25 protein-coding genes and 2 pseudogenes are annotated in these 26,961 nt (G+C 36.4%); 8 read left to right on the forward strand and 19 right to left on the reverse strand.

Translation table 11 applies throughout. The annotated features are described in order from the left end of the window. Positions 1-156: 156 nt before the first annotated feature. The 9 genes from ACEN31_RS07150 to tsaE all read right to left on the reverse strand — a co-directional run bounded on the left by ACEN31_RS07150 (position 157) and on the right by tsaE (position 8,155). Positions 157-519: a hypothetical protein gene (locus ACEN31_RS07150; protein ID WP_407090343.1), complete on the reverse strand. Its 363-nt coding sequence runs from the start codon at positions 517-519 to the stop codon at positions 157-159. Between the two features lie 195 nt (positions 520-714). Next, positions 715-1,791, reverse strand: a complete 1,077-nt coding sequence (locus ACEN31_RS07155; protein WP_407094223.1) for an ABC transporter substrate-binding protein — start codon at positions 1,789-1,791, stop codon at positions 715-717. Then, on the reverse strand, positions 1,788-2,615 hold the full coding sequence (locus ACEN31_RS07160; RefSeq protein WP_407090341.1) for an ABC transporter permease: 828 nt from the start codon (positions 2,613-2,615) through the stop codon (positions 1,788-1,790). Before ACEN31_RS07160 ends, ACEN31_RS07155 begins: the two co-directional genes overlap by 4 nt. Beyond that, positions 2,608-3,426: an ABC transporter permease gene (locus ACEN31_RS07165; RefSeq protein WP_197105179.1), complete on the reverse strand. Its 819-nt coding sequence runs from the start codon at positions 3,424-3,426 to the stop codon at positions 2,608-2,610. Before ACEN31_RS07165 ends, ACEN31_RS07160 begins: the two co-directional genes overlap by 8 nt. 9 nt (positions 3,427-3,435) lie before the next feature. Next, a complete protein-coding gene (locus ACEN31_RS07170; protein WP_407090345.1) occupies positions 3,436-4,527 on the reverse strand; it encodes an ABC transporter ATP-binding protein in 1,092 nt (363 codons plus the stop codon). A gap of 275 nt (positions 4,528-4,802) precedes the next feature. Continuing rightward, positions 4,803-6,014: an acetyl-CoA C-acetyltransferase gene (locus ACEN31_RS07175; protein WP_407090339.1), complete on the reverse strand. Its 1,212-nt coding sequence runs from the start codon at positions 6,012-6,014 to the stop codon at positions 4,803-4,805. Positions 6,015-6,117: 103 nt separating this feature from the next. After that, complete coding sequence (murB, locus tag ACEN31_RS07180) at positions 6,118-7,023, reverse strand: UDP-N-acetylmuramate dehydrogenase (protein WP_197105181.1); 906 nt, start codon at positions 7,021-7,023, stop codon at positions 6,118-6,120. A gap of 93 nt (positions 7,024-7,116) precedes the next feature. Then, a complete protein-coding gene (locus ACEN31_RS07185; RefSeq protein ID WP_138404104.1) occupies positions 7,117-7,668 on the reverse strand; it encodes a GNAT family N-acetyltransferase in 552 nt (183 codons plus the stop codon). A 7-nt stretch (positions 7,669-7,675) separates the two neighbouring features. Then, a complete protein-coding gene (gene tsaE / locus ACEN31_RS07190) occupies positions 7,676-8,155 on the reverse strand; it encodes a tRNA (adenosine(37)-N6)-threonylcarbamoyltransferase complex ATPase subunit type 1 TsaE (RefSeq protein WP_407090338.1) in 480 nt (159 codons plus the stop codon). A gap of 154 nt (positions 8,156-8,309) precedes the next feature. On the opposite strand from tsaE, the gene ACEN31_RS07195 reads away from it, so the two are divergent. Further along, complete coding sequence (locus ACEN31_RS07195) at positions 8,310-8,930, forward strand: DUF4430 domain-containing protein (protein ID WP_138404102.1); 621 nt, start codon at positions 8,310-8,312, stop codon at positions 8,928-8,930. 57 nt (positions 8,931-8,987) lie between these two features. Here the strand turns inward: ACEN31_RS07195 and zwf are convergent, their stop codons facing one another. The 6 genes from zwf to nrdI all read right to left on the reverse strand — a co-directional run bounded on the left by zwf (position 8,988) and on the right by nrdI (position 16,721). Continuing rightward, positions 8,988-10,454: a glucose-6-phosphate dehydrogenase gene (zwf, locus tag ACEN31_RS07200; RefSeq protein ID WP_138404101.1), complete on the reverse strand. Its 1,467-nt coding sequence runs from the start codon at positions 10,452-10,454 to the stop codon at positions 8,988-8,990. A gap of 497 nt (positions 10,455-10,951) precedes the next feature. Further along, on the reverse strand, positions 10,952-11,932 hold the full coding sequence (gene pta, locus ACEN31_RS07205; RefSeq protein WP_171031275.1) for a phosphate acetyltransferase: 981 nt from the start codon (positions 11,930-11,932) through the stop codon (positions 10,952-10,954). Between the two features lie 88 nt (positions 11,933-12,020). After that, a complete protein-coding gene (locus ACEN31_RS07210) occupies positions 12,021-12,962 on the reverse strand; it encodes a DUF4349 domain-containing protein (RefSeq protein ID WP_407090336.1) in 942 nt (313 codons plus the stop codon). Positions 12,963-13,097: 135 nt separating this feature from the next. Next, positions 13,098-14,159 carry a class 1b ribonucleoside-diphosphate reductase subunit beta gene (nrdF, locus tag ACEN31_RS07215; protein WP_138404099.1) on the reverse strand — a complete coding sequence of 354 codons (1,062 nt, stop codon included), beginning with the start codon at positions 14,157-14,159 and terminating at the stop codon, positions 13,098-13,100. A gap of 26 nt (positions 14,160-14,185) precedes the next feature. Further along, positions 14,186-16,348, reverse strand: coding sequence for a class 1b ribonucleoside-diphosphate reductase subunit alpha (gene nrdE, locus ACEN31_RS07220; protein WP_407090344.1), 2,163 nt, complete (start codon positions 16,346-16,348; stop codon positions 14,186-14,188). Beyond that, positions 16,341-16,721, reverse strand: a complete 381-nt coding sequence (gene nrdI / locus ACEN31_RS07225) for a class Ib ribonucleoside-diphosphate reductase assembly flavoprotein NrdI (RefSeq protein ID WP_138404098.1) — start codon at positions 16,719-16,721, stop codon at positions 16,341-16,343. The genes nrdE and nrdI overlap by 8 nt, the downstream gene beginning before the upstream one ends. A 248-nt stretch (positions 16,722-16,969) precedes the next feature. On the opposite strand from nrdI, the gene ACEN31_RS07230 reads away from it, so the two are divergent. From ACEN31_RS07230 to ACEN31_RS07240, 3 genes are read left to right on the forward strand one after another with little or no spacing between them, the layout of a single operon-like run. Then, positions 16,970-17,419 carry a BlaI/MecI/CopY family transcriptional regulator gene (locus ACEN31_RS07230; protein WP_171031274.1) on the forward strand — a complete coding sequence of 150 codons (450 nt, stop codon included), beginning with the start codon at positions 16,970-16,972 and terminating at the stop codon, positions 17,417-17,419. 33 nt (positions 17,420-17,452) lie between these two features. Then, a complete protein-coding gene (locus ACEN31_RS07235) occupies positions 17,453-17,659 on the forward strand; it encodes a heavy-metal-associated domain-containing protein (RefSeq protein WP_138404096.1) in 207 nt (68 codons plus the stop codon). A 22-nt stretch (positions 17,660-17,681) separates the two neighbouring features. Further along, on the forward strand, positions 17,682-20,150 hold the full coding sequence (locus ACEN31_RS07240; RefSeq protein ID WP_138404095.1) for a heavy metal translocating P-type ATPase: 2,469 nt from the start codon (positions 17,682-17,684) through the stop codon (positions 20,148-20,150). 60 nt (positions 20,151-20,210) lie between these two features. Here the strand turns inward: ACEN31_RS07240 and ACEN31_RS07245 are convergent, their stop codons facing one another. Beyond that, complete coding sequence (locus tag ACEN31_RS07245) at positions 20,211-21,047, reverse strand: NAD(P)H-hydrate dehydratase (RefSeq protein WP_407090335.1); 837 nt, start codon at positions 21,045-21,047, stop codon at positions 20,211-20,213. Between the two features lie 170 nt (positions 21,048-21,217). Here ACEN31_RS07245 and ACEN31_RS07250 point away from each other — a divergent pair, with 170 nt between their 5' ends. After that, entirely contained in the window at positions 21,218-21,859 is a 642-nt protein-coding gene (locus ACEN31_RS07250; RefSeq protein ID WP_407090334.1) for an IS30 family transposase, read from the forward strand. A 91-nt stretch (positions 21,860-21,950) separates the two neighbouring features. Here ACEN31_RS07250 and ACEN31_RS07255 read toward each other — a convergent pair whose 3' ends face one another. Then, positions 21,951-23,237: an IS4 family transposase gene (locus ACEN31_RS07255; RefSeq protein WP_407109040.1), complete on the reverse strand. Its 1,287-nt coding sequence runs from the start codon at positions 23,235-23,237 to the stop codon at positions 21,951-21,953. Between the two features lie 386 nt (positions 23,238-23,623). Here ACEN31_RS07255 and ACEN31_RS07260 point away from each other — a divergent pair. Beyond that, positions 23,624-23,765, forward strand: a pseudogene (locus ACEN31_RS07260) (transposase); the annotation flags it as partial. Between the two features lie 417 nt (positions 23,766-24,182). Here the strand turns inward: ACEN31_RS07260 and ACEN31_RS07265 are convergent. After that, positions 24,183-24,503 (reverse strand): hypothetical protein, encoded by a 321-nt coding sequence (locus ACEN31_RS07265; protein ID WP_138405583.1) that lies wholly within the window; start codon positions 24,501-24,503, stop codon positions 24,183-24,185. A gap of 78 nt (positions 24,504-24,581) precedes the next feature. Between ACEN31_RS07265 and ACEN31_RS07270 the strand changes: the two genes are divergently transcribed. Next, positions 24,582-24,986 (forward strand): hypothetical protein, encoded by a 405-nt coding sequence (locus ACEN31_RS07270; protein ID WP_138405582.1) that lies wholly within the window; start codon positions 24,582-24,584, stop codon positions 24,984-24,986. Positions 24,987-25,403: 417 nt separating this feature from the next. On the opposite strand, the pseudogene ACEN31_RS07275 reads toward ACEN31_RS07270, so the two are convergent. Then, a pseudogene (locus tag ACEN31_RS07275) lies at positions 25,404-25,999 on the reverse strand (recombinase family protein). A gap of 454 nt (positions 26,000-26,453) precedes the next feature. On the opposite strand from ACEN31_RS07275, the gene ACEN31_RS07280 reads away from it, so the two are divergent. After that, a partial coding sequence (locus tag ACEN31_RS07280; protein ID WP_407101669.1) for an IS30 family transposase occupies positions 26,454-26,961 on the forward strand: 508 nt, incomplete at its 3' end.

A 26,961-nucleotide genomic window follows, 5' to 3' on the forward strand; every position in this document is an offset into this window, starting at 1 on the left:
GTGGTGAATTAACCATATCAGAAAGGGGGTCTTTTTTCATCACCTAATGGGTGATGAAGCAGATTACTTTAAAGACTATTAAATCAATGTTAGGAAAGACTATTAGTAAAACTATGAATTATTCAGGTTTATAGATTTTCATTATTTTAATAAATATTAATGACTTGTCACTTCAATCGTGCATAAAGATTCAACGTCAGGCAACTCCTCATTATTGATTTCAAAAGCAATAATCCACTCACCCTCAGGAATTAACCCTGCCTTAGCTTCATTGCTTGTATAGAGGTCCTTCTCGTGAATTTTAATGACACGTCTCTCGTATATTTGAGTTGTCTCTGCTCTCAAATTATAATTGCTATCATACACTAGAATTAAGTTAATGTAATCATAGGCCATTTGAAATGACAAAATAAGCCCATCTTGATCTTCAGGTACGACAAATCGTTCAATAATAAAGGATGAAGCTTTGGTAAATTTTTTCTGTGATATGTCAATATTTAGCTTGTCCAATAGCACCATTATCCATCCTCCTCTTTTGTTACTACTATCATACCAAGCTAATATAAATTTAATGAAAGTTTCTCGTAAATTTTATGTAAAGATTCTCCTTTAAGATTACAAATATATTAAATAACAACAAAAGAGGATTGAATAAATGGAAAAGTCTAATAACTCACCATCTATCAATCCTCTTATTTTTTATTGGAAAACCGTTTAGTCTCTTGGTTCGATCTTCACTTCTAAGAATAAATCATTATATTCAATTAATTTCTCTTGCCCTAATCCACGATATACTTCCAATTTATCTAAAGCATCTTCACTTGGATAAAAGGCTTCATCGGAAATGACTTCTGGATCCATTAAAGCCGTCGCCGCTTCATTCGGTGTTGAATAACCGACGTAATCAGCATTTTGCGCTGCTACTTCTGGTCGAAGTAAGAAATCAATTAAAGCATGTGCCCCTTCAACGTTTTGTGCATTATGAGGAATCACAATATTATCAAACCAAAGGTTTGACCCTTCTTCTGGTAAGACATACGCAAGTTCTGGATTCTCCCATATTGCCATGGACGCTTCTCCAGAGAACGTCACCCCAATCATCGCTTCTTCGTTACCAAGATGCATCTTCATCTCATCTGCAACAAGGGCTAATATATTTGGCATCAAAGTTTTCATCTTGTTCGTTGCTTCTCTTAATCTTGTACTATCTGTTTCATTTAATGAATAGCCAAGTGATTGTAAACCAACGCCTAAAACTTCTCTCGCCCCATCGTAAATCATAATATTATTACGGAATTTCGGATTCCACAAATCATTCCACTGTTGAACTTCACTTTCATCAACATAATTCGTATTGTAGATAATACCTAATGTTCCCCAAAAATACGGAATCGAAAAACGGTTATTCGGATCAAACTCTAAATCCAAGAACCGCGGATTAATGTTCTCTAAGTTAGGTAACAATGAATGATCAATCTCTTGTAACAAGTCTGCTTCAATCATTTGTTCAATCATATACTCACTAGGAACTGCTACATCATAACGTGTTCCGCCTTGTTCAATCTTCGTCATCATCGCTTCATTCGAATCAAAGGTTTCATAGATAACCGAATAACCTGTCTCTTCCTCAAACTGAGTCAATAATTCTGGGTCAATGTAATCTCCCCAGTTATAAAAGACAATCGTATTGCCATCTGTCAGTCCTAAACTACTTTCTAACTGATGTCTAAAACCAAATAACACAGCAACAATCAGTAAAATCGCTAATAACATGGTCATTAATTGTTTCATCGCAGACCACCTACTTTTTTATTGGCTTGTTTACGAATACGTCTTTGATCGCTCGTTTGGATTTGATAATAACCAAAGACTAAAGCTAACGCGAGTACAAACATTAATGTACTTAAAGCATTAATTTCTAAACTAATACCTGTTCGCGCTCTTGAATACACTTCGATCGAAACAGTACTAAAGCCGTTCCCAGTAACGAAGAATGTTACCGCGAAATCATCGAGTGAATAGGTAAAAGCCATAAAGAAACCAGATACAATACCACGAACAATACTTGGTATAACGACACGTGATAATATTTGCCAATGCGTCGCCCCTAAATCTTGGGCCGCAGTAATCATGTTCGGATTCATCTCATATAAACGAGGTAAAATCATTAACACAACAATTGGAATACTAAAAGCTACGTGAGCCAAAAGGACACTCCAAAAACCTAAACGAAGTGGCAATATACTAGAGAATAATATTAAGAAACTTGCCCCCATCATAACATCTGGTGTGACCATCAAGACATTATTCGTATTCAATAAAAATTGCCGCTGACTATTCAAGCGCGCATAATAAATGGCAATCGCCCCAAAAGTTCCAATCGCTGTCGCAATCGTCGCTGACAGTAAGGCAATGATAAACGTATTCATGATAAATGATAATAACCGCTGATCAGCAAATAATGTCTGATAATGTTCTAAAGTAAAGCCTGTAAAATCAGACATATTCCCAGCACTATTGAATGAATAGGCTATTAAATATCCAATTGGCAAATACAATATAATAAATACTGCGATAATGTATAAGTTTGACCACTTAAATTTTCCTTTAGTCATTACTTGCACCTCCTTGATCGTTACGGCTACGAGTAAGGAACATAACTAATACCATTGAAACCATTAAGACAACACCAATCGTGGCACCCATTCCCCAGTTTTGGGTCACTAAGAAATGCTGTTCCACTGCTGTTCCTAAGGTAATGACTCGGTTCCCACCGATTAAACGCGTTAACATGAATAAAGATAGAGAAGGGATAAATACTGCTTGAACACCACTTCTCACTCCACGCATCGATAATGGCATCACTACTCGTCTCACTGTCACCCATTCACTTGATCCTAAGTCCGTACTTGCTTCAATCAGTGAATGTGGTATCTCATCAATCGAATTAAAGATTGGCAACAACATAAACGGTAATTCAATATAGGCCGCCACTAATAAAAAGGCAATATTCGTAAATAATAACTGTTGTGATTCAAAACCTAAATTCGTTAAAAATGAATTAATTGGTCCTGTTTGACTTAAAATCCCAATAAAGGCATAGATTTTAAGTAATAAGTTTATCCACGTAGGTAAGATAATCAACAATAGCCACAAATCTTTACGCTTTGTCTTTGTTAAAAAATACGCCATTGGATACGCAATAACAAGTGTGACCAATGTGACTAAAAAAGCATATAAAAATGAGCTAGCAGTCATAACCAAATAATTTCGATTCGTAAAATAATGAATATAATTATCAAAAGTAAACTGACCGGCGATATTAAAGAATGACCGATACAATAATAAAAGAATCGGTGCAATGACAAACAATATAATCCATAAGTAATACGGTATCGCTAATAAATGATGTTTTTTCGTATTCATTGCCCACCTCTAGTCTTCATACTGTTCTAAACGGGCATCAAAATCTTCTTCAGATTCGTTGAAACGCATCACATGAATATCGCTTGGACCGAATCGCAATCCGATTCGAGAACCAGTTTCAACTTTTTTAGTTGTATGAATCATCCATTCATTATGATCTTCGTCGTAAGCAATGACTTCGTTAAAGACACCACGGAATAATTGAGTATCTACTTTAGCAATCAATTGACCTGCTTCAGGTGACGTAATTTCAACGTCTTCGGGGCGAATAACAACCTCTACCGCTTCACCACTTGGTATCCCACCATCTTCACAGTCAAACGTATGACCGACAAATTCAACCCGATAATCTTCGATCATCTTCGCAGCTACAATATTACTCTCACCAATAAAGTCTGCGACATAACGGTTAATCGGCTCATCATAAATATCGACGGGTGTTCCTGATTGAACAATTTCACCGTTATTTAAGACATAAATCCAATCCGACATAGCTAAAGCTTCTTCTTGATCATGAGTAACAAAGACAAACGTTATTCCTAAACGTCTTTGTAATTCGCGCAATTCATATTGCATGTCTGTTCGAAGTTTTAGATCTAGCGCAGACAAGGGCTCATCTAATAAAAGAACATCTGGTTCATTGATCAGTGCTCTCGCAATCGCTACACGTTGCTTTTGTCCACCTGACAACGCATCAATGTAACGCTCTTCAAACCCTTCTAAGCGCACTAAACGTAACATTTCTGAAACTTTCTCCTTAATCGTCGCTTTATCGACTCCTGTGACAGACAAGCCAAAAGCGATGTTATCAAAGATATTCATATGCGGGAAAAGTGCATAATCTTGAAAAACAGTGTTAACCTTCCGCTGATTTGCTGCAACTCTCGTAACTTCAGTACCATCGATTAAGACTTGGCCTGATGATGCTTTTGTAAACCCAGCAATAATACGTAGAATCGTTGTTTTACCACACCCTGACGGGCCTAATAAAGTATAAAATTTACCTTTCTCTAATTCCATATCAATGGATTTTAACACTTGTGTATCGTCGAAGGATTTTGTTACCCCATGCAACTCCACACTATAACCTTGTTTTACCATATGCACATTCTCCTCTGCATAAATTTTTGTCATTATTGACTCCTTTGAAACCGATTTGAAAGAAAATTTGTCTTTCGAGATGAAATTATAGCACACGGTGTTTAAGTAAGACACAATTATTTTTCCCAATATTCTACTTTTTTTAATTTGCTATAAAGCTTGATATATTAGCGTTTATAATCCTTTACAAAAAACTCAACAACTCTAGGTAAATGTTTACTAGAATTGTTGAGTTTCTCAGATGTTTTATATAATATGGACCATTTTTGGTCTGTTTACACGTTCTTAACTGCCATACTAATTCCCATGCCGCCCCCGATACATAAAGATGCCAGTCCATATTCGGACTCAGTGCGTTTCATTTCATGTATCAAGGTGGCACTTATTCGAGCTCCTGAAGCTCCAATCGGATGTCCAATGGCAATCGCACCACCATTGGGGTTTACTTTAGCCGCGAGTGCTTCATAAGTTAAGCTCGTATCTTTAGTCAATTCCTTCATAACACCGATCGATTGTGATGCAAAAGCTTCATTCAATTCAATAACATCAAACTGTTCTAAGCTTAAACCCGTCTTCTTCATGACACTATTGATTGCTTTAACTGGTCCAATTCCCATAATTTTTGGATCAACCCCACTTTGGCCAAAGCCTAACACTTCAACTAATGGTTCTAAGTTGTGTTCTTTAACGAATGCATCTGAGACAACAAAAGCAAAAGCTGCCCCGTCATTGATTCCTGATGCGTTCCCTGCAGTGACTGACCCTTCTTTATCGAAAGCCGGACGCAATTTATTTAACTTTTCTAAATTTGTTGAATGATTGATGTATTCATCTTCTTCAAATACGACCGCTTGACGACGTTGTTGAACTGTTATTGGTACAATTTCATCTTTGAATTTCCCCTCTTTTTGAGCGAGTCTTGCTTTCTCTTGCGTATTCATGGCAAATTCATCTTGTTCTTCACGAGTGATTTCAAATTTACTTGCAATATTCTCAGCTGTTATTCCCATATGAATTCCTGAAAAGGCATCTGTTAACCCATCTGTTAACATTGTGTCTTCTAAAGAAAAGGCACCCATTTTATTTCCTTTTCGAATGTTGCCTGTCGTTGCGAATTTAGCTTGGCTCATCGACTCCACTCCACCGGCAATAATACAGTCCGCATCACCTAGTTTCACATGGTTATATGCTTCATTAATGGCTTTTAGACCACTCCCACACAACATATTCACCCCATAAGCTGGTACATTGATTGAAATGCCTGCGTTAACAGAAACTTGTCGGGCAATATTTTGGCCATGACCTGCACTTAAGACATTCCCGATGATTACTTCATCCACCTTGTCTTTGACGATCGTGTCTTCTTCTAACATCTTTTCTAATAATTTTGACCCAATCTCAGCGGGTGATAAATCAGATAAACTCCCTAGAAAACTTCCTACTGCGGTTCTTTTAATTGATAATATATAAACTTTTCTCTCTTGCATAACTATTAACCCCCATCTATCTTTTTATATTATTTACAAAAAAACCAACCTAAGCAATTCTTTTACAGAATGTGTTAGGTTGGTTTTAATATATCTCATTCAATTATTCTGCTTCCCGTCCAATAATTCGAACTTCGGTTTCAAGTCTAACTGAATTTAAATTCCAGATTGTCTCTTGGATGTATTCAATCATCTCAACATAATCTGTTGCTGTGGCTCCACCTACGTTAATGATGAATCCAGCATGCTTACGAGATATCTCAGCACCACCAATTCGATGTCCTTGTAAACCAGCATCTTGAATTAACTTTCCTGTATAGTAACCTACGGGGCGTTTAAATACACTTCCACATGATGGGTACTCTAAAGGTTGCTTCGATTCACGTAATTCAGTTAAATGATCCATTTTTTCTTTGATAGCCTCTTGATCTCCAGGTTGAAGTTCAAAGGATACGCCTAAGATAATGTTATCATTCTCTTGAAAAATACTATGACGATAGGCAAATTCTGCATCTTCATTCGTATAAGTTAAAAATTGTCCTTCGCGATTGATTGCCTCAATCTTTACATTAATATCCGTTATCTCACCTTCGTAAGCACCCGCGTTCATAAATACCGCGCCACCAACACTACCTGGAATTCCACAAGCGAATTCTAAGCCAGTTAATGAATGGCGATAGGCCTCACGACTTACTTCAATAATACCTGCGCCACTCTCTGCATAAATATAATGACCATCGACTGAGATTGCATTCATATCTGTTAAAATCATGACAATACCGCGTATGCCGCCGTCTTTAACGATTAAATTACTGAGGTTACCTAGAATTGTTAACGGGGCATCAAATTCCTTTGCCCAATCAATAATTTGTTTCACTTCATCTTTTGATTTCGGAAATGCAATAACATCCGCTTCGCCGCCAGTTTTAGTATAACTGTAATCTGACAGTGCGTGGTTAAATTTTATATTTAAATTAGGGTGAGCTTCTTTTAATAGCTTATAGTCCATAACTCGACCTTTCTTTCATAATCAATACTTATCTATTCTAATTAATTATGTTTAAAAAGTAAAGTAAATCTATGATGAGAAACTCTTTGAATATTAATCAATCAACCGTTCCATGACATAAGTATCATAATAGTGAAAATCATTTCTTAAACGTTTCGATAGTGTTCCAACTATTTCAAATCCATATTTCTCATATAATTTAATTGCTCGGATATTTTTTGTTACAACTTCCAAGGTTAGCACTTTAATATCTGCGTAGCTTGCAAATTGAATCATTTCTTCAGTGAGAATTGAGCCTATGCCGTAGCCCCAATATTCTTTAATAATACTGACACCCACTTCAGCCACATGGCTTTGACGATTATTATCGATGACAGCAACTGTTGCCATACCAACTATCTGATCATCTGATTCTGCTACTAACATAATGTTATTATCTGATTCATTGTATCTCGTAATTAATTCTACTTGCTGATCCACGGTCATATTCGCCCCTTCAGGACCAACTGACAAATACGGGGTATCTTTCCCTACATGTCTTAATAAGCCTAGTATTGCCTTTGCATCGATTGGCTCTGCTACTCTAATGATTGTTTCGATTGGCTCGTCCTCTGCTTCATGTACGTATTTGTTGTAATTACTCACACAATCACTATCCTTTCCAGTTCTGAGTCCATTCTTTCCTTAATTGGTCGTAGTCATCACTTTGACCTACTGTTCGTACTTGAATTTTACGTTCATCATTATCAACTGCCTCTAATTCAATTTCCAAATAAGTTTCTGGCATATAATCAATGACAAATTCTGCCCACTCTATTAATGTAATCGTATCATCGTCTATAAAATTTTCCAAGTCAATCGATTCAGCTCCACCCTCTTCGAGGCGATAGGCATCAATATGATTAAAAAGCTTCCCTTGTTCATCTAGTGGATAGTGCTTCACTATAGTATATGTTGGACTTTTCACCGCTCTTTTAATTCCTAAAGCTTTCGCAAATCCTTGAGAAAATGTAGTTTTACCACTTCCTAGATTTCCCTTTAAGCTAATGACTTTACCAGGTTCTATCAATTGCGCTAATTCTGCTGCGATTTGTTTCGTTTCCTCAGCAGAATGTGTAATTTTGTATGACATTATATATAATCTCCTTGTACTTCTAAAAAAATTCACGCTTTATTCTTAATAAGCCAATTATAAACAAAGTGTGTTGAAACTGCGAATCATTTGACTTTATGCCGTTTTACTGATAATTTATACCTATAACATATTAACGTAAGGAGGCAGTTTTATGAAAAAATTTATCAAATTAATTACTCTACCGACTTTAGCATTGCTACTAGTAGCTTGTCAAAGTTCGACTGAAGAACAGCCAGCAGAGAGTGCTCCAGCTGAGTCAACTGAACAAGTATCAACAGAATCTACAGAGTCAACTGAAAGTACTTCTGGAGACGCAGAAAGCGAAGCAACCGAGGAATCAGGCGCAGAACAAGGTTCTGAAGAATCAGACGCAGCAGCATCTGACAATGGTGAAGGTACAACTGAAGAAGGCGAATCTGCAACTGAAGATACAGAAGAAGCTAGCGAAACAGCAGCAACATTCGCATTCTATGTATCAGGTGAAGAAGCGCCAATCGCTGAATTCTCAGTTGAAGATGCTGAAGGTCTTAGCGTTTTAGAAGCTCTAGAATCAAACGAAGAATTAACATTTAACTTCAACGAAACTGAAGGTGTTGTTGATTCAATTGAAGGCTACGAAAATGACTATACTGTAGGTAATACATGGACTTACGTATACAATGGTGAATACGCACAACTAGGTGTTGTTTCTCAAACATTAGAAGCAGGAGATGAAATTGATTGGTACTACGGTACTATCGATGAAATCCCAATTAACGTAGTTCCTGAATAAGCAATACTTTACAATTTAAAAGAGCGTCTGACTTAAATCAGACGCTCTTTTTGTATACTACTCATTTATATTTACGCGTTTAATCCACTCGTGATTATTTCTCGTCAATAATCGATCCGCGCTACTTGGTCCAAAGGACGTCGCTTGATAATTTGGAAACGCAGGATCTGACATATCATCCCATGCCACTTTAATCGCATCAGTAATGCGCCACTGTTCTTGCACTTCTTCCCAAGAACTAAACAACGTATTATCCCCTTCTAATGCATCATGTAATAAATTTTCATAAGGCGTTGGAACGTACTCTTTCCCGAATGTATTTTGGTCTGGACCAATAAATGTCGTGATTGGTTCCATATTCGATTCAATATCTTTCTGGTTTAAAACCATTGCCAAACCTTTACCAGGTTCAATATAAAAAGTGAGCCTACTTGGTGTATCGTTTGAATCACCATTTCTCTCTTTCAATATAATATCAACCGAAGAAAATTGTTCAACTAACGCTTTTCCTGTACGAACGTAAATAGGAACACCCTCCCAACGCTCATTATCGACAGATAATTGAATCGCAATGTATGTTTCCGTACTACTATCTTCCGCTACATCTGGTTCATCGCGGTAATGGTTATACTCCCCTTCAGCATCTGCTGAGTATTGACCTCTAACAACAAACTCTTTCACTTCCTCTTTCGAATATGTTGGTATTTGACTTAAGGCTGCGTGCTTCTCACTATGTATCGCATCTTTTTCTAACTTCTCAGGCAAATCCATAATAATGAATGAAAGTATTTGCAGTATATGGTTTTGGAACATATCTAACAATGCACCATTCTCATCATAGAATGCACCACGGTCCCCTACTTTTAGACGTTCAGGTAAGTTAATTTGAATGTTCTCGATAAATTTATTATTCCAAATACCTTCAATAAAGGGATTGTAGAATCGAGTTGCCAATATATTTTGGACAAAATCCATCCCAGGAAAATGATCAATTAAAAAAATCTCTTCATCATTAAATGATTTTTTTAATATTTGATAATATTCTTTAGCTGATTCTAAACTATAGCCAAATGGCTTCTCAACAACGACACGATGCTCTCCAGTTAAACCAGTAATACCTGACTCTTTTAAATTTACTGTCGTCTCATCGTAAATACTTGGAGCGATAGAATAGTAATATAAAAATCGATCGGATGTATTATGCGTCGTTGAAACTTCTTTTATTTTCGTCATGAGTTTTTCAAAATCTTGTACTTTTGTATTGTCAGCTGGTTGGTAATAAATGTGTTCTAAAAATGATTCTTCGAACTCAGTAAAATTACTCCCTGCTTCAACAGCTTTTCTTACATGTTCCTTAAATTCATTCTCAGTGAATTGAGTGCGGGCCGCTCCGATAATCGCAAATTCCTCCGTTAACTGGCCACGTTGATATAGTTGGTGAAAAGCTGGGTACAATTGTCGCTCAGCTAAGTCACCCGTTGCCCCAAACAAGACAATTAGCCCACCTACTTCAACTTTAGACATAGTATCTCCTCCATTTATATATTCTGTTTAATGCGTGCCTCTATTAAATTCTATAACAAAATATTCATCTTTCACAATAATACAACTTAGAGTACATATACTTAAGCCATTGACAGCATTAGGAATAACATGAACGTCACGGAATTATGCAAAATTTAAGTTCAGCACCATAATCACATAAATATAGAAAACTCTGTTTAATACACAGCTATCGTTGCTTATTGAAGGGAGAATGGTGAGGTACCGTAGTACCAGGACGATTGGGCATACATGAAGCCGTAGGAGCGGTAGCGACGTAAGGATTTAGTAGCACAACGAGACGGAAGCTCAATCAGCTAGCAACGCTAGATGATTAGCTGAAGCCGGTCCACTACGGTCACCGAGCCGTTCTCCCTGAAATAAGCTCTACAGTTCCCTCTCCACAACAAAAAGAGCTAGAAACACTACCGTTCGGTAGTATTTCTAGCTCTCGCTTATTTATGAGTGAAAAGACTCAATTACATGATTGCTTGGTTAGCAGTAATAATTGAAACTTTATAAACATCTTCTTCGACACATCCACGAGATAAATCAGAAACAGGTTTGTTTAAACCTTGTAAGATTGGACCAACTGCTTGGTAGTTACCTAAACGTTGAGCAATCTTGTAACCAATGTTACCTGATTGGATTTCTGGGAATACGAATACGTTCGCTTTACCAGCAACCTCTGATTCAGGTGCTTTTTTATCAGCAACTGATTCAATATAAGCTGCGTCAAATTGTAATTCTCCATCGATAGCTAAGTCAGGAGCCAATTCTTTCGCAATACGAGTAGCTTCAGCGACTTTGTCAACTTCTGGTGAAGCTGCAGAACCTTTAGTTGAGAAACTTAATAAACCAACTTTAGGATCGATATCGAACATTTTAGCTGTTTGAGCACTTTCTACAGCAATTTCAGCTAATGATTGTGCATCTGGGTTAATGTTAATCGCACAGTCAGCAAAGATTAAACGTTCACCATCATTGTTAGGTGGAACCATAACAAACGCACCACTTGTTAATTTAACACCTGGGCGAGTTTTGATGATTTGTAGTGCTGGACGAACAGTATCACCTGTTGAGTATTGAGCTCCACACACTAATCCATCTGCTAAGTCCATGTAAACTAACATTGTTCCGAAGTAAGCATTGTCACGTAACATTTCACGTGCTTGCTCTTCAGTGTTTTTACCTTTACGACGTTCTACGAAAGATGCGATCATTGCATCGAATTCGTCATAGTTGTTAGGATCGATGATTGTTAAATCACCAGTGTTCCAGTTACGTTCTGTAGCAATTGCTTCAACTTCAGCAGGATTTCCTAATAAAATTGGTTCTACTAATTTATCTGAATGTAGACGAACAGCTGCTCCTAAAACACGTGGATCAGTAGCTTCAGGGTAAACAATTTTAACCTTTTTTCCTTCAATCTTCTGTGATAACGATTTAAACATATCCATTCTAGATATTCCTCCCATAATTTAACTTTATAATAAACGCTTACTACTTAATATTACACGTTTTTTACAATTTTTGAAACTGTTTTACTCAATCTTCTGTATTAAAGTTGTTCTTTTCTCTATTAGCCTCACTTATAGCTTTCTTTTTCCTCTTTGGTAAGACATCTTTAATTTTTCTAAACAATGGACGCAAGACATATCGTATGATTAATATTATGATAATAATCACGATGATGTAAGGGATTAAGAATATAATTGTTAAAATCCCCCATTGGAAAGCTTCAATTGAATTTTCCCAAGTATCGTTAAAGGCTGCGACAATTTGATTCCAGAAAGTCAATTGACTTTCACTTCCATCAGATAACTCAACAACTTCTTGTAAATTCAAGTGTATCGTTGCATTTTCAACTTCTGCGGAGACAGAAGATTGTTCTGCTAATAAACTATCCCGACTCGCAATTGCTTCTTCTAAAGCGCCTTGGATTTCAATTAAATCCGTAACGGACTCTGCTTGATCATTAAGTTCATTCAGTCGGTCAATTCTAGAATCAATCGCTTCGATACGAATTTCAATATCTTGAACTTGTTGGGTTACATCTTGAGAACCGCGTGATAGTTGAATAAGTTGAGCTTGGTCATTGTTTTCAAACTGTGTAAGCGTCTCTTCATAATTGTCTCGAGGAACTCTGATCGTCAAACTTAATGATGTGAGCGACTGAGAACTTTCTGCATAACTGTATTCATTCATTGATTCATCTTGATATTGAATATAAGCATTATTGGCCTCAATAATTTCTTCAATACTTTGCTTCGCTTCATCATAACGAATCGTTTGATAAATCACATTGGCCGTGTAGATAATATCTCGATCTTCATTTGTTTGTTGGCGACTGACATTTTCGTCAGTTTCTTGGGCCATTTCGGTTGTGTAGTTGGCGTCAGGATACGTAGTAGTTGACTGTTCTTGAGATTCACATGCATATAGGAAAAATACAGTTAGAAACAATATTCCCCATTTCCATTTCTTCACGCTATCACACCTCTCTTATACTTCATTATAAAGGGTTTTCATGCCTAAAACCACTAATTACATGTTGACTGGCTTTTTGAACATAAAAAACTCAATGAAGAATCACTTTTGTGATCCCTCATTGAGTTTATAAGTTTAATCTGTTGCTTTTGCTGACGCTTGAGCGTTTTTCGCTTCTTCACGGCGACGTTTCTTCTCTTGACGGTATTGCATACGTTGTTTGCGACGGTCATTAATTGCCCATTGCTTGTAGTCATTATCTTCCATAGCCTGAACTTCTCCAAGTAGGTAACCATTCCCAACTTGTGAGAAGAAGTCATGGTTACTTGTTCCTGTTGAGATACCATTCATAACAATCGGATTCACATCTTCAGCTGTATCAGGGAATAAAGGTTCGAAGCCCATATTTTGTAAAGCTTTATTCGCATTGTAGCGAACAAATGTGTTTACGTCTTCTGTCCAACCTAATTCATCATATAAATGAGACGTGTATTTTTCTTCATTTGAATATAATTCAAATAGTAAGTTAAAGACCCAGTTTTTTAATTCTTCTTGTTCTGCTTCGCCTAACTCATTGTAGCCTAATTGGAATTTATAACCAATATAAGTTCCGTGAACAGATTCATCACGTAGGATAAGTTTAATGATTTCAGCTACGTTAGGTATTTTGTTGTTTCCTAAATACCATAATGGTGCGTAGAAACCTGAATAGAATAAGAATGATTCAAGTAGGACACTTGCCGCTTTCTTTTGTAGCGGTGTACCATTTTGGTACGCATCATTAATTTTATCCGATTTGAATTGGATTAATTCGTTCGTATTCGTCCAATCAAAGATTGAGTCAATTTCTGAGTTTGTATTCAATGTAATAAAAATCGTTGAATACGATTTAGCATGTACTGCTTCCATAAAATGGATATTACTTAAAACAGATTTTTCATGTGGTGTTCTTGCATCATCTAATAAGACAACAGCCCCTTCTTCAGATTGCAGTGTATCTAAAAGTGTTAACCCACCAAAGACTTTCCCTAACATATCTTGTTCTGCTTTTGAAAGACGACGCCAATCATCTAAATCATTCGATACTGGAATACGTGTATCTAACCAAAATTGCTCAGTCAGCTTTTCCCAAGTTAATTTATCAACGGTATCTTCGATATCATTCCAATTTATCGCTATGTAATTTGGTTCTACCATGCATTTATTCTCCTTTATAAAACTTATTAAATTGAACAGCTCTCGCAATAATTACTTCCAATTTCATCGCCATCATCCGTAAATGTACGAACATAGTAAATTGATTTAATGCCTTGGTTCCAAGCATAGTTACGTAGGATATTTAAATCTCTCGTGTTCATCTTTCTTTCACCAGGACGTTTCCAAGGATAAAGCCCTTCAGGTAATTCTGAACGCATGAACAACGTTAAAGACATTCCTTGATCGATATGTCTTTGAGCCGCTGCATACACATCGATGACTTTACGCATATCAATATCGTAAGCTGACTCATAGTAGTCAATCGTATCATTTGATAATTGTGGCGCTGGGTAATATGTTTTACCCGTTTTCTTCTCTTGACGCTCTTCAATTAGACGTGTAATTGGGTGTAAGCTCGCACTTGTCTCGTTTACATATGAGATACTTCCAGTTGGTGCAATCGCATGACGGTAAGCATGATATAGTCCATCTTTTTGAACCATATCTCTTAACGCTTCCCAATCTTCTGCAGTTGGAAGTGGCACATTTTTCATGATTTCTTTTACTTTTTCATCTTCAATAACAAATGGTTCTTCAATATAACGATCAAAGTATGAACCATTAGCATAATCAGAATTTTCAAAATTATAGAAAGTTTCACCACGTTCGCGTGCAATTTGATTACTTGATACTAATGACCAGTAGTTTAACGCATAGAAATATGCTTCTGTTAATTCTAAAGACTCATCAGATCCGTAATAGATTTGATTAATTGCGAATAACGTATGAAGTCCCATGCCACCTAAACCGATGGTATGATTTAATTCATTCCCTCTACGCACACTTGGTACAGCATCGATACTGGTATGATCTGTAACGAATGTTAAACCACGGACAGCTGTATCCACTGATTTAGCAAAGTCAGGTGAATCGACCATATTCACAATATTTGTAGAACCTAAGTTACAACTAATATCAATTCCTTCATCTTCAAAGGTTTGGTCATCATTAATAATTGATGGTTGTTGAATTTGTAAAATTTCTGAACATAAGTTAGACATTACAATGCGCCCATCAATTGGGTTCGCATCATTGGCTGTATCAATATTAATAATATATGGATAGCCTGATTCTTGTTGTAATTTACTTATTTCGTTCTCTAATTCACGTGCTTTGACTTTGTATTTACGGATTTCTTTATTTTGAACCATGTTCTCATACTCTTCCGTAATATCCACATAAGCAAAAGGCTCGCCATAAACACGTTCAACATCATAAGGACTGAATAAGAACATATCAGCATCTTCTGCAACTAATTCATAAAATTTATCCGGAACCGTTACTCCAAGCGATAAAGTTTTCACACGGATTTTCTCATCCGCATTTTCTTTCTTAGTTGATAAGAAGCGGACAATGTCTGGATGGAAGATTGATAAATAAACCGCTCCAGCACCATTTCTTTGTCCTAATTGATTGGCGTAGCTGAATGAATCTTCAAATAATTTCATAACTGGTACAACACCTGAAGCCGCGTTTTCGATTTTCTTAATCGGTGCGCCTTCTTCACGTAAGTTTGATAAGTTTAGACCTACGCCTCCACCACGCTTACTTAATTGTAAGGCAGAGTTGATGCTACGTCCGATTGAGTTCATATCATCACTAATCTCAATTAAGAAACAAGATACCATCTCACCACGACGTTTACGTCCAGCATTTAAAAATGTTGGTGTTGCAGGTTGGAAGCGTTGAGCGATTAATTCATCACGTAAATTTGTTGCAAGAACTTCGTCCCCGTCCGCTAAGAATAAGGCATTAAACACAATACGATCTTCGAAACGTTCTAAGTATCTTTCCCCATCATTCGTCTTTAAAGCGTACTGGTTATAAAACTTATGTGCGCCCATAAATGATTTGAAACGGAATTTCTTCTCATAAGTTGTTTGCATTAATTTCTTAATGAATTCACGGTCATACTTATTTAAGAAACCTACTTCTAAGTAGTCATGTTCAATTAAATAATCTAATTTTTCATCTAATGTATAGAAAAACACAGTATTAGGGTTCACATGCTCTAAGAAGAATGCACGCACCGCCTCTTTATCTTTCTCTAATGGGATTTTATTGTCTACTGGAATATTTAATTCGTTATTTAATTTGAAATATGTAATTTCATTGGGTGCTTTAGACATAGTTGGTGTTTTCAATTTCAGTCACAATCTCCTTCACTTTTTTTACATCATTATCCGAGCCTTGAAACTCAAATCGATACAATAATGGAACATCATAATCGAGTGCAATATCTTCTGCTGTAAAGCAGTAAAGCTCATTAAAATTTCGGTTTCCTGCGCCGATGACGCCCTGACAATATGATAAATTATCGCCAGTCTCTAGGAAATCATTCAAAATATCAGTCATTTCAATTGCATATGTTGGTGCGATCATAATAAAGTTTTCGTCTATTTCAGAAAATGCATTCACTTCAGACAACTCCAAAGAGTCCATTTCTAACTTTTCAACAAAACGTCGTGTATTGCCTATGACAGACATATATATAATTTTCATCACTACACCGTCCTCTTTAATACTATATATTAGCATGGTTACCTTCAAAATTAAACCTTGAATAAAACTAAATATTGTGCTTCAAGATTCGACCCAATACTATATATTGTGTCTATGCGTTTTATAATCCATAGTTCTAGTATATTTAAATAAATTTAAAAAGCTTGTAATTTGCTCTTGCTTTATTCAGGTTACACGTGTAAACTAAAGTTAGGTTACAAATGCAACCCCGTGTTAGGAGGGAAATTATGACTGAACAATTAAGTATTCAAGATTTAAACATTTCCGATTCAGAATGGGAAGTGATGCGCGTGTTATGGGCAGATGCTCCTTTAACAAGTCGAGAAATCATTGACCGGGTGTTAGACATTCTCGATTGGAAAGAAGGAACGGTAAAATCACTCATAAACCGTTTAGTAAACAAAGAAAATATTCAAAAAATAAAAACCGATACGGTTTTAAAATACAAACCAGGTATTTCAGAACTCGAGGCCAATCGTTTAAAAGCCGATAAAGTCTTCGACTCGATATGTACGAAAGAACGCGGCAGCCTCATTAGTCACCTTGTTGACACAAATCAATTATCGCAAGATGAAATTCAGGAGCTAATATCAAAACTCCAAACAAAAGCACTCACAGCACCAGAAGAAGTAGCTTGTGAATGTGCTGTTGGACAATGCCACTGTCATTTACATTAATAAATAATAAATTAAATAAAAGGAGACATTAATATGAAAAAAGAACAATTTGAAGTCGCAGGTATGGGATGTATGAATTGCAGTAAAACAATCCAAAACACTTTATCAAATCTTGATGGTGTATCTGAAGCCACGGTCGATTTTGCCAATAAAACAGCAGATGTTACATATGATGATACTGTTGTTTCAAAAGTTGGCATGCAAACAGCTGTAACTGACGCTGGTTACCAATTACTTTAATTAAGAATAGGAGGTTTATTTATTGAAAACTTATGCCATTGAAGGCATGCACTGTGCTGCATGCGCGACTTCTGTTGAAAAAGCTGTGAATAAATTGGATGGTATCAATGAAGCCTCAGTGAATCAATTAACAGAAAAAGTAAGTGTCGACTTTGATGAGTCAAAACTATCACTCGATGATATTTCTAAAGCGGTATCCGACGCAGGCTATACGTTGGTTACTCAAACTGAACCTGCTCGTTCAGATGATACTTTTCAAAACTTTTCTGTGACTGGAATGACTTGTGCGAGCTGTGCACAAACTGTTGAAAAAGCAGTGGCGAAACTCCCACAAGTTCACTCTGCTTCCGTTAACTTAGCTACTGAAAAATTATCTGTAACTTGGGAAGAGACTGCAGACGCTCAATTAATCCAAGAAACCGTGGCTGATGCAGGTTATCAAGCTGAGCTAGCATTAACTGCCAAAGAGCAGTACGAAGTAGATCAAGCACGTAAAGAAACTAAGTTAAACTCGATGAAACAAACATTAATTAAGATGGCTATCTTTACCATCCCCCTTTTCATACTCACTATGGGTCCAATGGTTGGAATGCCTTTACCGCAAGTGATTGATCCAAGTATTCATCCGGGGGCCAATGCGGTATTACAATTAATATTAACGACTCCCGTCTTATATTTTGGTTTCGATATATTTAAACGGGGGTTCAAAACATTATTTAATGGACATCCAAATATGGATTCTTTAGTTGCTGTTGGTACGGGTGCGGCATACTTACAAGGAATCGTGATGACTGCTTTAATCCTTTTTGGACAAGTGAATACGCATGATCATTTAGAATTATACTTTGAATCGGCCGCAGTCATCTTAACTTTAATGACCTTAGGTAAATATATGGAAGAACTGGCTAAAGGACGAACATCCTCAGCGATTAAAAGCTTAATGGAATTAGCTCCCGATACAGCTCGTGTCGTACGTGAGAACGGAGAAGTTGAGACGATTCCTGTTGAAATGTTGAATATTGGAGATATTATCCAAGTTCGACCTGGTGAAAGCTTACCTGTCGATGGTGAAATGGTTGAAGGTCATTCGAGCATTGATGAGTCCATGTTAACAGGTGAAAGTCTACCTGTTGAAAAAACAGTTGGTGACTTAGTCACTGGCGCAAGTATCAATAAGATGGGAGCTTTTAAATATAAAGCTACTCGTATTGGACAAGATACGATGATTTCTCAAATCGTTCGTATGGTTCAAGATGCTCAAGGTTCTAAAGCACCAATTGCGAAATTAGCCGATGTTATCTCAGGATACTTTGTACCTATCGTTATTATTATTGCGATTCTATCTGGTTTATTCTGGTTCTTTGTGATGGGTGAACCACTGAATTTCGCTTTAAATATCTTTATTAGTGTTTTAATTATTGCTTGTCCTTGCGCCCTAGGTTTAGCGACTCCCACAGCAATCATGGTTGGGACTGGAAATGGCGCGAGCCAAGGTATCTTAATTAAAAACGGACAAACGCTTGAGAACATACATAACGCAACGACTGTTCTATTAGATAAGACCGGAACGATTACAGAAGGTGAACCAACTGTTACAGATTTCATCATTAACGAAGGCTTTGATAAAGATGACATCTTACAACTGGTTGCTTCAGCAGAATCGGTTTCTGAACATCCACTAGGATCAGCCATTGTGAAGTATAGTGAAGAGAAAGAAATTAACTTACTGCCAACCGATCACTTTGAAAGCATAACTGCACGCGGAATTAAAGCAGACATAGCAGGCAGAGAAATTGCGATTGGGAATAAAAAATTAATGGACTCTCTAAGTGAAGTACCTAGTTCATTAGAGGCACAAGTCAAACAATTAGCCAATGAAGCTAAAACACCGATGTATATTGCTTTAGATAATGAAGTGATTGGAATTGTTGCTGTTATGGACCCTATTAAGGAAACATCGAGCCAAGCAATTAAAGAGATGAAAAACTTAGGTCTTGAAGTTATTATGGCCTCTGGTGACAACCAATACACAGCCAATATTGTTGGGGAAGAACTTGGTATTGACCGCATTCTAAGTGAAGTCATGCCAGAAGATAAATCTGCTATTGTGCAAGAGTTACAAAATGCAGGTAAGAAAGTGATTATGGTTGGGGATGGTATTAATGATGCGCCTGCTTTAGCTCAAGCAGATATCGGGATGGCAGTTGGTTCTGGTACCGATGTAGCTATGGATTCGGCTGATACCGTCTTAATGCATGATGATTTACGTGATGTCCCAAAAGCTATCAGCTTAAGTCATGCAACCATTCGTAACATTAAGCAAAACTTATTCTGGGCCTTTGGATACAATACGATTGGGATTCCAATCGCGATGGGCTTACTTTACCTCTTCTTCGATGGACCTTTATTAAGTCCAATGTTCGCTGCGGCTGCGATGAGTTTAAGTTCAATTTCTGTACTACTCAATGCCTTACGTTTGAGAAATAAATAATTATTTACATATAAAAGGCTACTGACCGGATTACTCGTCAGTAGCCTTTTATGCACTTGTTTAATATTTTGCGTCTGCAAAGGTTCTCATCATTTTTGGTAATTCTCGAATCACTTGCGTTGGTAATGTGACATAATGAGTTTCTGCTAATTGATCCGCAATGTAGCTATGAATGAACACAGCTGAAAGAATTGCTTGTTTGACATTCGGTATTTGTCCAATGAAACCAGCTAGAATCCCAGTCAACGTATCTCCCATCCCGCCGGTCGCTTGTGAGGGGTTACCTGTTGTGTTTTCAAAGACATCCGAGTCAATATACACTTGTGTAGGTGATCCTTTTAACACAACTGTGCTTTGTAAATCCTTCTGAGCTTGTTGATTACTATCTACTGTTAATTTATTTTTATCTAGACCTGTAAGCCTCTGCCACTCACCGAGATGAGGTGTGAAGATACAATGGGCATTGGTTTCTCGCTTGACTTTCCCTTCACCAAGCAGCGTAATCGCATCAGCATCGATAATTAGATATTGCTCGTTAGTCGCTGATTTGAGAATCGTTTCAAGGATTGTTTGGCTCACTTCGCTTAGCCCTAAACCCGGCCCAATCACAATCACATCTTTGTCTTTTACTGCTTGAATCAAGCTTTCAGTTTCGTACATATTAACAAACATAATTTCTGGCGCATGCGTATGTAAGCTAGTCCGGTTCACTGGATCCGTCGCGACAGTCACTAATCCTGCGCCAGAATACAAAGCAGCCAGACCACTCATGATAATGGCTCCACCCTTTTCATGATTACCTCCAACACATAATATGCGCCCCATTTTATTTTTATACGTATCTTTATCTCTGATAGGTATTGTGTCTACGACTATTTCTTTAGTAATTTTCTTCATGTTTACCCCCCTTTGCCTTCTCATTATACAAAAAAGAGAGTGTTAACACTCCCTTTTCAAATTTATTATTATATGATGAATTGTAAAATTAAGTGCGACAAATAAAGAAACCCATAACAGGTTCGTGTAAAATGTTAGTAACGACAAAAACATAAACACGGAGGTCTGTTATGAGCTACACATATCTTACCATAGAGGAACGTTCAAAAATAGAAATACTCTATCAAGAAGGCTTTAAAATTAATCGCATTGCCCAATTAATCGGGCGCCATCGGTCAACGATTTATCGAGAACTTAAACGATGCCCTTCAGATCAATACCAAGCTCTGGATACCCATGAAGGTGCCAATCAACGTGCACGTCTTAAGGGTAGAAATCCTAAGTACACGTTCGGGCTACTTAAAGACATTCAAGATAAATTAGAATGTACATGGTCACCTGAACAAATTGTTGGACGAGATTATCAGGGAAAACTTTCCTTTAAATCCATCTATAACTGGATTTACCAAGATATCTTAAAGGTGCCCCTAACTGTCTTAAGACACAAAGGAAAAAGTCGAGAGCCTCAAGAAACGCGAGGAAAGTTTAATATCGGCACTCCCATCTCAAAACGCCCCAAATCTGTGAAGAATCGAAAAGAGTTCGGGCATTGGGAACTCGACACAGTTGTTTCTTCTCGAGGCAAGAGTAAAGGCTGTTTTGCGAGCTTTGCAGAACGAAAAAGCCGTATATATATCAATGTCATTAAGTTAAGGGGAAATGAATTCCTATCGTTATATAAAGACGCCTCTTCTTCACATGAAATAGTGTGAAGAAGAGGCGTCTTTGGCTTTTTTTATTCTAAACAAGTTATTTTTCTATTGGAAGGCATGTCAAATAAGTCTTCTGCTTTTCAAAAAAAAATTATCTATAATGAAAACCAACAAAGCCTCTTCGGAATTTTAATCGTTCAAACTTCCTACCTTCTCGAATTGGAAGGATATAAGATGAGATTAATCGCATAATATCTATCGACATGTCATTTAAATATCGGCGATATAGCCTAAAAGCCATCTTAACATTTACCTGATAATCCCAATGTCGTTTCTTTTTAGGAAATTTTACTTGTCCAACTAACCTCATGGTGAAATTGTAAGTAATTAATCTTGCATATATTTCTTGATAGATTTGGCTGCTTTCTTTTGTATGTAAGTATTCTAAATCAACTGAATGCTTTAAATCACGAAAAGAAGTCTCAATTCCCCACCGTAAATGGTATAATTCTTTTAAGTCATTGGGTGTAAAGTTGTCATCAAGATTTGTTATCAAGCACTCGTAGGTGCTTTCACTTAGCTTGAGTCTAACCACTCGGAAACGTATTTCGTAATAATCCTTACTGCCTCGTTTTAAAAAATCAAACTTAGACGTGGTTGATAGGAACCGAAAAGATGGATCGTCTTTAATCGCTTTGGTTCGGGAGTAGGTCAACTTTAAAGAAACAATTGTATCGAATTCATCCGTATCTGGCACATCGGATTTGCGCAAAAATCCTTTGCGATTGACATCTTTACATCGAATGACGTATTTGTGTTGAAGGCGCTGAAGATGTTCAAACAGATTAAAGGAAGGATAGCCTCGATCACCTATAAAGATAACGGGCTGTGTCGGTTTTATCTTTTGGGCCATTTGGCAGAGACTTGAACGTTCATCTGTTTGACGTTTGTTCTGAAAATCCACATCAAGAAACTGTTTATTTAAGAGGTCATAAAAAAAATTGACATGAATCACGTTGTAGCCATTGGCATTCCCACGTTTAAAGTGATTATCATGGGCTTTTACGTTCTGTGGTAAGGGCAAATCAGACCCATCATGGGCAAGCAATTGATAGCCTTTAAACCGTTTGGCTTTATCAAAAGATTGATTAAATAGGTCAAACACTGCTTTGAAAGCACTGGGTTTTAATTTTGCACGTGCTTGAACAAAAGCTGAAGCGGTGGGAGTTTCGACATGGTAGTTCCATTGTTCAAGTAATTCGCTGTTAAGGCTTTGAGCGCCGAATTTAATAATCGATTCAATAACAACCGACATGGGCAGTTTGCGTTTCCGAGTAAAATCAGCGGAAGGATAATAGACATGTTCTTCCCGATTTTGACAAACGGATTGAATCGCTGACTGTAGATATTGATACGTTATTTTTTGATAGTTATTCACATTAATTCCTCCTAAAAAAGCTCTAATCAAGTGAGATTTTTTAGGTGTTTTTTGGGTTGTCAAGTATTTACGCTTAATTTTCAGGTCTTTTTTGAATAAGATTTGATAAAAAATGGCAGAAAAAAAGCCTATCGATTAATTCGACAGACTTTTTCTTAACTTAATGACATTGAGTGAATTCTACTATAATTTAGTCACTACACAAAAATATAGTTAGGAGAATTCACATGGCTGATAATAATGATATCGCAAAACTGGTTGGAATTAAAGACGAAAATATTAAATTTAATGACGGGGTTCAAATCATCGAAGAAAATGGTCACACAACAATGTTGATTTCAGGCACGTTATCGTATCCGTTAGAGGCTTGCCCTAAGTGTGGCGTGCGTAAAATTGACGTAGAAACAATTTTTGATCGCTTAAAAGGTGTATTTGGCATGCGCAGAGCCCATGTTAGAGGGAAACAAGCGCTTCATAATAACATTGGTATCATGTTGATGAGTATGAATTTAACAAAATTAGCCCTCGAGGCAAGAAGAAGAGTGGCTACTTTTTACGATTATTCAGCCACACATAAAAATCGCAATGAAAGCATCAGAATATCGATGGTTTCATTGCGATTTTTCTATTTAAGGCTAGTTTTTTTCCCAGCCCCTTTTAATATTAACTATAATAGTGATTTTTTCTGTAGCGATAAAACGTCGTTCGGTTAATTCCTGTTTTCCGTTCTATTTCTTTATCTGACAAGCCTTGTTCATTTATTGAAATTTTATGGCTATGTTTTTGGCATATCCTTCGTTGCCTAGTAATTTTTTGTTTAATGTTATACTCATGTTGTTCGACTCCTATGTTTCCCCCGTATTAACTATGCATATTTTATATTGTCAATTATCAAAAGGAGTTTAATATGTGTATTTTTACTAGCTAAATTTCCTCCTCGTATATTTAGTAATTTTCAGAAGTAGAATTAGCGTCTAAAAATATTTTATCTAGTTTTTTTACCTCGTTTAAAGGGACAGTAATAATAACTTCGTCAATGTTTGTTTGCTCCAATGAATCACTATGAGGGGAACTTGTATACATTAATTCAAATTGTATAGCATTTTTACCAAGTATATTTAAAAGTAGTAATAAAATTCTTTTGAAATTTTTGTTAATTGTTATAACCATATTATTTTGCGTTTTTCTTATTTTAATTGATGATTCGTCAATACTCATACCTTGCAAAAAATCTTTTAATATCATTTCTATTTTATTTTTTTCCATTAGATTACCACCTTTACTTTAATTAAAATCTCAATTACAATAAACGTGCATTAAATAAATAAAGAAGGAGAGTGTATCATGAAGTTAAGTAAAAAAATTATTGTTATTTTCACTTTGTTTTTGTCTATATCACCTTTATTTTCTACGCCTGAAGTAAATGCTCAACAAAATAATGTAGTACCGTATGGAACCATTACAGGTCCTGGTGGAACTACTACTCTTGAGATTATGAGTAGTAATACCGTTTACTGGTACGCTAAGCCTAGTTTCTCTGGGCCTTATACCTTCCAAGGTACGGTAACAGTTACATATAAAAATAATAGAACTAATACATTTTGGATTAGTGAAGCTGCTAATAGTAAGTCGGTGTCAGGAATAATAGAATTACCAGCTGCAGCTAAAAAAGCAGTTCTAAGTGGCGTTGCCATTGGTACAAATGGTCTAGCAATTGCAGTGCCAAATGCTGATGCATACAATTATTAATTGGACTTAAATATATCCTTTAAATTTTATTTTAAAAAGTAACATCTAAAAGAGTATTACATGTAAATTCACAAACATCCCTTTAACAAGAGAATTTATTCTTTTTTAAAAGGGATGTTTTATATACTTCTAATTGAACTTTTTCCAATAATTATTATTTATCATCAAGTTTGCATTTATTTGGGATTCATAATAATTTTATTCGTATTTTATTCCGTCACAATCCGTTCTAAGATATAGCTAACAAACGCATTAAAACTCATTTCATGACCTCAGAGAGAGCTACAACGTTTTCATGTGGTGCGACAACTAACGAAATGACATTTTGTAACATGAAAACACTCCCTTTCGGGTCAGTAGTTAAATGAAAGCATACCACTTATTGATCATATTCTAAATCTCAAATTTCAGCTACTTCTACCTATCATCTATTTTAGTTAAATTATACTTTTCGCGATATCTTCTAAACGTAGTACGATTGATACCCGTCTTACGTTCAACTACTTTCTCTGTCATACCTCTATCATATAATTCAAAGGCATGTAGCAACCTTTCATCGTTAGGTTCAAACTTTCTTTTCTTCCTTTAAAACGTCCCTGACGTTTCGCTATTTCAATACCTTGCGCCTATCGTTCTTTAATTCGTTATCTTTCAGCTTCGGCTTGATACTTATATAGTTCAATAATTAGGTTATTGATTAAGCGTCGCAAGTTTTCATCAGCGATGCCATTCATCGATGGCAGATTTAATACCTCTAATGTTGCCCCTTTCTCTTGAATCAGGCTCATGATAGTCGTTAGGTCATTATTATTTCTTCCAAGTCGGTCTAATTCCGTAACAACAACAATATCGCCCTCTCTCAAATAATTTAACATGGCCTGTAGCTGCGTTCGTTCGACCGATCCCCCACTTACTTTGTCTGAAAAGACCTTGGAAACGCCTTCTAGTGCTTCAAGTTGCCGGGATAAGTTCTGATCCTTACTACTTACCCTTGCATAACTTATTCTTGCCAAAAAAACATCCTTTCATTATAAAGTATTCACAATGTCTTACCTAAAGTTTATTCTTGCTTAAAATTATATGTGTTTCACACGATCAATATAAAATAACTCTATTGAACACATGATAATACTATTATAGCAACCATACAAAAAAGTTCAATAGAGTGTACTCTATTGAACTTTAAATTAATCAATTATATCCAAATAAGTATGATATTCCGTGATTGTATCATACTTATTGTATGGCAGCATAAAGAAAAAGCTCACTAAAGAGTCCTCTAGTGAACTTCTTCTAAACTTCATTTATAGATTAAGTATAGATATCTAACAATAGGGATGATCATACACACCAAAAGAACTCCTATTAAGTGATGAATTGTAAAATTAAGTGCGACAAATAAAGAAACCCATAACAGGTTCGTGTAAAATGTTAGTAACGACAAAAACATAAACACGGAGGTCTGTTATGAGCTACACATATCTTACCATAGAGGAACGTTCAAAAATAGAAATACTCTATCAAGAAGGCTTTAAAATTAATCGCATTGCCCAATTAATCGGGCGCCATCGGTCAACGATTTATCGAGAACTTAAACGATGCCCTTCAGATCAATACCAAGCTCTGGATACCCATGAAGGTGCCAATCAACGTGCACGTCTTAAGGGTAGAAATCCTAAGTACACGTTCGGGCTACTTAAAGACATTCAAGATAAATTAGAATGTACATGGTCACCTGAACAAATTGTTGGACGAGATTATCAGGGAAAACTTTCCTTTAAATCCATCTATAACTGGATTTACCAAGATATCTTAAAGGTGCCCCTAACTGTCTTAAGACACAAAGGAAAAAGTCGAGAGCCTCAAGAAACGCGAGGAAAGTTTAATATCGGCACTCCCATCTCAAAACGCCCCAAATCTGTGAAGAATCGAAAAGAGTTCGGGCATTGGGAACTCGACACAGTTGTTTCTTCTC

This window comes from Ruoffia sp. FAM 26255 (assembly GCF_045528525.1).
Taxonomy (GTDB): Bacteria; Bacillota; Bacilli; order Lactobacillales; family Aerococcaceae; genus Ruoffia; species Ruoffia tabacinasalis.